The organism is Nocardioides psychrotolerans (genome assembly GCF_943371775.1).
Taxonomy (GTDB): Bacteria; Actinomycetota; Actinomycetes; order Propionibacteriales; family Nocardioidaceae; genus Nocardioides; species Nocardioides psychrotolerans_A.
In genome coordinates, this window is sequence record NZ_CALRWD010000122.1 from 1 (window position 1) to 8,124 (window position 8,124).

The following is an 8,124-nucleotide window of genomic DNA, read 5'->3' on the forward strand; positions in this document are numbered from 1 at the left end:
GCTTCTTGAGCGAGCCGAAGTGCTTCAGCAGGGTCCTGCGCCGCACCTCGCCGAGTCCGGGGACGTCGTCGAGCATGCTCTCGACCATCGTCTTGGAGCGTCGCGAGCGGTGGTGGTTGATGGCGAAGCGGTGGGCCTCGTCGCGCACGCGCTGGAGGAGGTAGAGCCCCTCGGACGAGCGCGGCAGGATGACCGGGTCCTCCTGCCCGGGGAGCCAGACCTCCTCGAGGCGCTTGGCCAGTCCGCAGATCGCGATGTCGTCGATGCCCAGCTCGTCGAGCGCCTGCTGGGCGGCCGCGACCTGCGGAGGGCCGCCGTCGACCACCACCAGCCCGGGCGCGTAGGCGAACTTGCGGGGCCTCCCCGTCTCGGGGTCGACCAGCATCGGACCGCTCTCGGTCGAGACCTGCTGGCTGCGCGCCTGCTCGTCGAGGAGGCGGCGGAAGCGGCGGGTGATCACCTCGTGCATCGACGCGACGTCGTTCTGACCCTCGACGCCCTTGATGACGAAGCGGCGGTATTCGCCCTTGCGGACCAGTCCGTCCTCGAAGACCACCATCGACGCGACGACCTCGGTGCCCTGGAGGTTGGAGACGTCGTAGCACTCGATGCGCAGGGGCACCTCGTCGAGCTCGAGCGCGAGCTGGATCTCCTCGAGCGCCCGGTTGCGCGTGGTGAGGTCGCTGGCGCGCTTGGTCTTGTGGAGGACCAGGGCCTGACCGGCGTTGCGGGCCACCGTCTCCTGGAGGGTCTTCTTGTCACCGCGCTGGGGCACCCGGATCTGCACGCGACTGCCCCGCAGGTCGCTGAGCAGCGCCTCGTAGGTGTCGGCATCGGGGGGCAGCGCGGGCACCAGGATCTCGCGCGGGATCGAGTCGGCCTCGCCACCGGCGTAGAGCTGGAGCAGGAAGTCGTCGACCAGCTCGGCGGTGCCGCCCTCGTCGACGCGGTCGGCGACCCAGCCTCGCTGGCCGCGGATGCGACCGCCGCGCACGTAGAAGATCTGCACGGCGACCTCGAGCGGGTCCTCGGCGAGCGCGATCACGTCGGCATCGGCACCGTCACCGAGCACGACCGCCTGCTTCTCGAGCGCCTTCTCGAGCGCGCCCAGGTCGTCGCGGAGCCGGGCCGCACGCTCGTAGTCCTCGGCCTCGGAGGCGGCGTACATCTCCTTCTCGATGCGACGGACGAACGGCCGGGTCTGGCCGCCCATGAAGTCGCAGAAGTCGTCGACGATCGCGCGGTGCTCCTCCGGCGAGACCTGGCCGACGCAGGGCGCCGAGCACTTGCCGATGTAGCCCAGGAGGCACGGTCGCCCGATCTGGGCCGAGCGCTTGAAGACGCCGTTGCTGCAGGACCGCATCGGGAAGACGCGCAGCAGCACGTCGACGGTCTCGCGGATGGCCCAGGCGTGGCTGTAGGGCCCGAAGTAGCGGGTGCCCTTGCGCTTGGCACCGCGGCCCACCATCACCCGGGGGAACTCGTCACCGACGGTGACGGCCAACCAGGGGTAGGACTTGTCGTCGCGGTACTTGACGTTGAAGCGCGGGTCGAACTCCTTGATCCAGCTGTATTCCAGCTGGAGCGCCTCGACCTCGGTGTTGACGACCGTCCACTCCACGCTCGCCGCGGTCGTGACCATCGTGGCCGTGCGCTGGTGAAGGTTGCCGACGTCCTGAAAGTAGGACGACAGCCGCGGGCGCAGGCTCTTGGCCTTGCCGACGTAGATCACGCGTCCCTTGGCGTCGCGAAAGCGGTAGACCCCGGGCTGGGTGGGGATCGAGCCCGGCTCGGGGCGGTAGGACAGCGGGCCGCGGGCGGGTCGGGAGGAGCGGGTCGGCGGCACGGGACAACCCTACGGAACGCCGGGGACAGCCAGCGCCTCAGGCAGCGAGGACCTTGCCGTCCTTCACGTCGATGGCGACGGCGGCGAGCGCGGACCCCGCGGGTCCTCCCTGGACCTCACCGGTCTCGGCGCTGAAGGAGCTGCCGTGGAAGCTGCACTCGATGGTGCCGCTCTCCACCGAGGTCACGGTGTTGCCCTCGTGGGTGCACACGGCGGTGAAGGCCTTGAAGTCACCCTCGGTGGGCTGGGTGATCACGATCTTCTGGTCGGTCAGGATCAGACCACCGCCGACCGGGACCTCCGACGTCGCGGCGAGCTCGTCGCCGGCCACCGCCTCCTGGGCCGCCGGCTCCGAGCTGCCGCCACCGCACCCGGCGAGCGCGGCCGCGACGCCGATGGCACCCAGGCCGTGGAAGACGATGCGACGGGTGGGCTGGAACGAGGGGCGGTCGGTCATCGGTGCCTCCGGGGGTGCGGGTGGGTGGACTCAGGCGAGGCTGATGCTGCCGTCGTCGCCGACGATCAGCTCCATCGGCTCGAGCGGCGACGGCGCGGGTCCGGCCGTGGGCGAGCCGTCGGTGATGGAGAACTTGCTGCCGTGGCAGGGGCAGAGGATCTCGTCGGTGACCTGGTTGACCGGGCACCCGGAGTGCGTGCACACGAACGAGAAGCCCTTGAACTCCCCCTCGGTCGGCTGCGTCACCACGACCCGCTGCTCCTCGAAGACGCCGCCCCCGCCGACCGGGATGTCGGCCGTCGACGCGAAGCCGCCGGTCGGCGCCTCCGGCGTCGCGCTGGCGGACGCGCTGGGGTCGGCCGGGGCCGGGCTCGCCCCTCCGCTCGTCGGCGTCGGGTCGGTCGCGCCGGTGGTGGTGTCGTCACCGCCGCAGGCGGCGAGCACCGGAAGCCCGAGCCCTACGGTCGCAGCCGTCGACAGCGCTCGCCGCCGGCTGAGTCCTGATGCGCCCATGCGGTGCTCCTCATAGCCTCGGGGATGGTTGAGGAGAAGACTACCGACGCAGATGAGAGTCACCTGAGAGCGCGCCGACTGACGCCGATCAGCTCCGGCTGGTCACCTTGCGCTTGGCAGCGGACGCCTTGGCAGTAGCAGTCTTCTTGGCGGCCGTCCTCTTCGCAGGGGCCTTGGCGTCAGTCGTCGCCTTGGCACCGCGCGGAGCGGGCGCCTCGGTGGCCGGCAGGACCCGCTTGGGCTGCGCCGCCTCGCGGCCCTCGAGCAGCGGCTTGAGGAACTGACCGGTGTAGCTGTCGGGATGCGCCGCCACCTGCTCCGGCGTGCCCTCGGCGACGACCATGCCCCCGCGCGAGCCACCCTCGGGCCCCATGTCGACCAGCCAGTCGGCGGTCTTGATGACGTCGAGGTTGTGCTCGATGACCAGCACGCTGTTGCCCTGGTCGACCAGACGCCCCAGCACGAGCAGGAGCTTGCGGATGTCCTCGAAGTGCAGGCCCGTGGTCGGCTCGTCGAGGACGTAGACGGTGCGCCCGGTGGAGCGCTTCTGCAGCTCCGAGGACAGCTTGACCCGCTGGGCCTCACCACCGGACAGCGTGGTCGCCGGCTGGCCGAGGCGCACGTAGCCCAGGCCGACCTCGACGAGGGTCTGCATGTGGCGGGCGATCGGCGGGACGGCCGCGAAGAAGTCCAGGGCCTCCTCGATCGGCATGTCGAGGACCTCGGCGATGGTCTTGCCCTTGTAGTGGACCTCGAGCGTCTCCCGGTTGTAGCGCGCGCCGTGGCAGACCTCGCAGGGGACGTAGACGTCCGGCAGGAAGTTCATCTCGATCTTGATCGTGCCGTCGCCGGAGCACGCCTCGCAGCGCCCGCCCTTGACGTTGAACGAGAACCGGCCCTGGAGGTAGCCGCGCATCTTGGCCTCGGGAGTCGACGCGAAGAGCTTGCGCACGTGGTCGAAGACCCCGGTGTACGTCGCCGGGTTGGAGCGCGGGGTGCGACCGATCGGAGACTGGTCGACGTGGATCACCTTGTCGACGTGGTCGAGCCCGGTGATCTTCTGGTGCCGGCCCGGGATCGTGCGCGAGCGGTAGATCTGCTTGGCCAGCGACGTGTAGAGGATGTCGTTGACCAGGGTCGACTTGCCCGAGCCCGACACGCCGGTGACGGCGACGAACATGCCGAGCGGGAACGACACGTCGATGTTGCGCAGGTTGTGCTCGCGGGCGCCGTGGACGGTCAGCTCGCGGCCCTTGGTGCGGGGGCGGCGGATCTCGGGGACCGGGATCTCGCGACGGCCCGACAGGTATTGCCCGGTCATCGAGTCGGGGTGCTCGAGGAGGCCCTGGACGGTGCCGCTGTGCACCACCTGACCGCCGTGCTCACCGGCACCGGGGCCGATGTCGACGACCCAGTCGGCGACCTTGATCGTGTCCTCGTCGTGCTCGACGACGATCAGGGTGTTGCCGAGGTCCTTGAGCCGGACCAGGGTCTCGATCAGGCGGTGGTTGTCGCGCTGGTGCAGGCCGATGGACGGCTCGTCGAGCACGTAGAGGACGCCGACCAGGCCGGCGCCGATCTGCGTGGCCAGGCGGATGCGCTGCGCCTCGCCTCCCGACAGCGACCCGGAGGGACGGTCGAGGGAGAGGTAGTCGAGGCCGACGTCGAGCAGGAAGTTGAGCCGCTCCTGGATCTCCTTGAGCACCTGCTCGCCGATCTGGCGCTCGCGGGTCGAGAGCTCGAGCGTCTTGAGGAAGTCGGCGGTCTCGTTGATCGGCATCGCGCACACGTCGGCGATGTTGCGTCCCCCGACCGTGACCGCCATCGAGACCGGCTTGAGGCGACTGCCCTTGCAGGTCCCGCAGGGCACCTCGCGCATGAAGCCCTCGAAGCGCTCCCGGCTGGTGTCGGACTCGGCCTCCCGGTGGCGGCGCTCGATGTAGGGGCGCACGCCCTCGAACTGCGCGTAGTAGGCACGCTCGCGGCCGTAGCGGTTGCGCGTGACGACGTGGACCTTGCCGGAGTGGCCCTCCAGCAACGCCTTCTGCCCCTTGGCCGGGAGGTCCTGCCACGGCATGTTGAGGTCGAACCCGAGCTCGTCACCGAGCGCGGACATGAGCTTGAGGAAGTAGTCGGCGACGTGGGCCTGGCTCCACGGCTGGATGGCCCCCTCGCCGAGGGTGGCCGTCGGGTCGGGCACGACCAGCTCGGGGTCGACCTCCATGCGCGTGCCGAGACCGCTGCACACCGGGCAGGCTCCGAACGGGGAGTTGAACGAGAACGAGCGCGGCTCGAGGTCGTCGGTGTCGATCGCGTGGTCGTTGGGGCAGGCCATCTTCTCGCTGAACCGCAGCTCCCGGTCGGGAGCCTTGGCGTCGAGGTCGACGAAGTCGAAGAGCACCAGCCCGCCGGCGAGGTTGAGCGCCGTCTCGACCGAGTCGGTGAGGCGTCGCTTGGAGGACTCCTTGACCGCGAGCCGGTCGACGACCACCTCGATGGTGTGCTTCTTCTGCTTGTCGAGGACCGGCGGCTCGTCGAGGGTGTGGGTCTCGCCGTTGACGCGGGCACGGCTGAAGCCCTGGGTCTGGAGCTGCTTGAAGAGCTCGACGTACTCGCCCTTGCGGCCGCGGATCACCGGGGCGAGCACCTGGAAGCGCCGCCCCTCCTCGAGGGTGAGGATCTTGTCGACGATCTGCTGCGGGGTCTGCCGCTCGATCGGCGCCCCACAGGTGGGGCAGTGCGGCCGGCCGGCCCGGGCGTAGAGCAGGCGGAGGTAGTCGTAGACCTCGGTGATCGTGCCGACGGTGGAGCGTGGGTTCTTGGACGTGGACTTCTGGTCGATCGACACCGCGGGCGAGAGGCCCTCGATGAAGTCGACGTCGGGCTTGTCCATCTGGCCGAGGAACTGGCGCGCGTAGGCCGACAGCGACTCGACGTAGCGGCGCTGCCCCTCGGCGAAGATCGTGTCGAAGGCCAGCGAGGACTTGCCGGAGCCGGACAGCCCCGTGAACACGATGAGCGAGTCGCGCGGGAGGTCGAGGGAGACGTCCTTGAGGTTGTGCTCCCGGGCTCCCCGGATGATGAGCTGATCCGCCACTGCCGTCCTTCGGGCTCGACCGGTCTGGAATGGTGCTGCGTTCGAACAAGTGTTCGTCACGCGGGGCGTCGGCGCAAGCCTGGCGCGCCGACGCACCAGACTCTCACGCGAGCCCAACCGCCACGATTTCACGGGCCTGACCGCTGCGTCACACCCCAACGGGTCGCCCGTGGGTGAGGATGGGTGACATGGACGACATCAGCGGTCCCACCCTCCTGGAGCAGCTCACGTCCGCCGACCGGCGCCTCGTCCGGACGGTCGACGCCCTCCCTGAGGAGGCGTACGCCGAGCCCTCCGCCCTGCCCGGCTGGACGCGTGGCCACGTGGTCGCCCACCTCGCGCTGAACAGCGAGGCGCTCACCGCCGTGCTGCTCGGGGTGGTCAAGGGCGACGTGCCGCCGATGTATGCGTCGCAGGAGCGGCGCGACGCGGACGTCGACGACCTGGCGTCGGCGGCGCCGGGGGAATTGCGCGCCCGGCTGCTGGCTGGCAGCACGTCCCTCGTCGACGCGATCGGCCTGGTGCCCGACGACCGGCTCGACGCCGTGGTGGAGCGCACCCGGGGCAGCGACCGCACGTTCCCCGTCCGTGCCGTCACCGGCATGCGGCTGCGCGAGGTGGAGATCCACCACGCCGACCTGGCTGCCGGCTACACCTGCGCCGACTGGCCGATCGATTTCGCGGCCTTCCTGGTGGCCTCGCTGCTGGACCGGCCCGGTGAGGAGGCGCCGTTCACGGTCGCACCGACGGACCTCGACCGCACCTGGCAGGCTGGTGCCCACAGCACCGGACCGGTCGTCACGGGCACCACCGCCGACCTGGGGTGGTGGTTGACCGGACGTGGCGCCGGAGACGGACTGACGAGCAGCGACGGCACCCTGCCGAGGATGGAGACCTGGTGAACGACACGAGCTACACCGGAGACGTGACGGTCGGCGGCGGGGCGCAGGTGCGCGAGCTGGCGCACCTGACGATCACCAAGGTGGCCGTCGACGAGCAGATGTCCAACAACTGCTACCTCCTGCGCTGCCGCAGCAACGGCGAGCAGGTCCTGATCGACGCGGCCGCGGAGCCCGAGACGCTGCTCCCCCTCGTCGGGGACGGCGGGCTGACCACGGTCGTCACCACGCACCAGCACTGGGACCACCACCGCGCCCTCGACGCGGTGGTGACGGCGACGGGCGCCGACGTCGTCGCCGGCACGCCCGACGCTGCGGCGATCACCGAGCAGACCGGGGTGCCCGTGACGCGCACGGTCGGCGACGGCGACACGGTCGCCGTGGGCGACTGCACCCTCGAGGTGATCGCGATCGCGGGGCACACGCCCGGCTCGATCGCGCTCGTCTACCGCGATCCGGAGGGCCACCCGCACCTCTTCACGGGCGACTCGCTCTTCCCCGGAGGCGTGGGCAACACCTTCGGGGACGCCGACGCGTTCGTGCAGCTGGTGGGCGAGGTCGAGACGAAGGTCTTCGGCACCCTGCCCGACGACACCTGGTTCTACCCCGGTCACGGGGGCGACTCGGTGCTCGGCGCCGAGCGGCCGCACCTCGCGGAGTGGCGCGAGCGCGGCTGGTAGGTCAGGCCGCGAGGTCGCCGGTGTCGTCGTCGTCGTCGAGCTCGGCCATGTGCCAGTCGGACGGCTCGATGACCTCGGCGTAGGGCGTGTCCCAGGCCACCAGGTCCTCGGGGAGGACGTCGCCGGCGAGCAGCTCCTCGCCGATCAGGTCCTCGAACTTCGGCCAGGCGCCGGGCTCGAAGATCGCCGGCAGCGGGGCGGCCTTGAGGGAGGGGGCCCGGCCGGTGAGCGTGACGGAGGGAGCGCGTACGACGGTCACGCCGACCGGGGTGCGCATGGCCTGCGCCGCGACGGGGAGGCCGCTGAGCGAGGCGAAGAGCGCCAGCTCGCGCAGGTCGGGCACGGTGTGGTTGGCCAGGTGCTCGAGAAGGTCCTGGTGGCCGAGGTCGGCAGCGACGACGACCGAGAGCGTGCCGGCGTCGTACTGCTGGATCCACAGCAGCATCGTGAAGGGCTTGATGCCGCGGGCGGCAGCCTTCTCGACGACCAGGGAGGCCTCGTCGGAGGAGACGCCCTCGGCGAGGAGGAGACGCAGGATGTCACCGGAGTTGACCTGCTGGGGGTGACGCGACACGTGCCGCATGCGGCGGGTGAGATCGCGCGACCGGCTCCGCTTCGACGCCGGGGACGAC

The 8,124-nt window shown here is 70.6% G+C and carries 7 protein-coding genes; 2 read left to right on the forward strand and 5 right to left on the reverse strand.

Features of this window, described 5'->3' with window-relative positions:
- The 4 genes from uvrC to uvrA all read right to left on the reverse strand — a co-directional run.
- The coding region (uvrC, locus tag AAG827_RS21510; RefSeq protein ID WP_341928254.1) for an excinuclease ABC subunit UvrC at nt 1-1,846 on the reverse strand (1,846 nt) is incomplete at its 3' end.
- Between the two features lie 37 nt (nt 1,847-1,883).
- Nucleotides 1,884-2,303: a Rieske (2Fe-2S) protein gene (locus tag AAG827_RS21515; protein WP_341928255.1), complete on the reverse strand. Its 420-nt coding sequence runs from the start codon at nt 2,301-2,303 to the stop codon at nt 1,884-1,886.
- Nucleotides 2,304-2,333: 30 nt separating this feature from the next.
- Entirely contained in the window at nt 2,334-2,816 is a 483-nt protein-coding gene (locus AAG827_RS21520; RefSeq protein WP_341928256.1) for a Rieske (2Fe-2S) protein, read from the reverse strand.
- Between the two features lie 88 nt (nt 2,817-2,904).
- A complete protein-coding gene (gene uvrA / locus AAG827_RS21525) occupies nt 2,905-5,913 on the reverse strand; it encodes an excinuclease ABC subunit UvrA (RefSeq protein WP_341928257.1) in 3,009 nt (1,002 codons plus the stop codon).
- A 188-nt stretch (nt 5,914-6,101) separates the two neighbouring features.
- Here uvrA and AAG827_RS21530 point away from each other — a divergent pair, with 188 nt between their 5' ends.
- Together AAG827_RS21530 and AAG827_RS21535 are read left to right on the forward strand one after the other, a co-directional pair.
- Nucleotides 6,102-6,815, forward strand: a complete 714-nt coding sequence (locus tag AAG827_RS21530; RefSeq protein ID WP_341928258.1) for a maleylpyruvate isomerase family mycothiol-dependent enzyme — start codon at nt 6,102-6,104, stop codon at nt 6,813-6,815.
- The gene (locus tag AAG827_RS21535; protein WP_341928259.1) at nt 6,812-7,492 is read left to right on the forward strand and encodes an MBL fold metallo-hydrolase; all 681 of its coding nucleotides are present in this window, start codon (nt 6,812-6,814) and stop codon (nt 7,490-7,492) included. Before AAG827_RS21530 ends, AAG827_RS21535 begins: the two co-directional genes overlap by 4 nt.
- A gap of 1 nt (nt 7,493) precedes the next feature.
- Here AAG827_RS21535 and AAG827_RS21540 read toward each other — a convergent pair.
- The coding region (locus AAG827_RS21540; RefSeq protein ID WP_341928260.1) for a hypothetical protein at nt 7,494-8,124 on the reverse strand (631 nt) is incomplete at its 5' end.

Coding starts and splice junctions, on each gene's coding strand:
- AAG827_RS21515 (WP_341928255.1), bottom strand. CDS start 2,303: ATGACCGACCGCCCCTCGTTCCAGCCCACCCGTCGCATCGTCTTCCAC.
- AAG827_RS21520 (WP_341928256.1), bottom strand. CDS start 2,816: ATGGGCGCATCAGGACTCAGCCGGCGGCGAGCGCTGTCGACGGCTGCG.
- AAG827_RS21530 (WP_341928258.1), top strand. CDS start 6,102: ATGGACGACATCAGCGGTCCCACCCTCCTGGAGCAGCTCACGTCCGCC.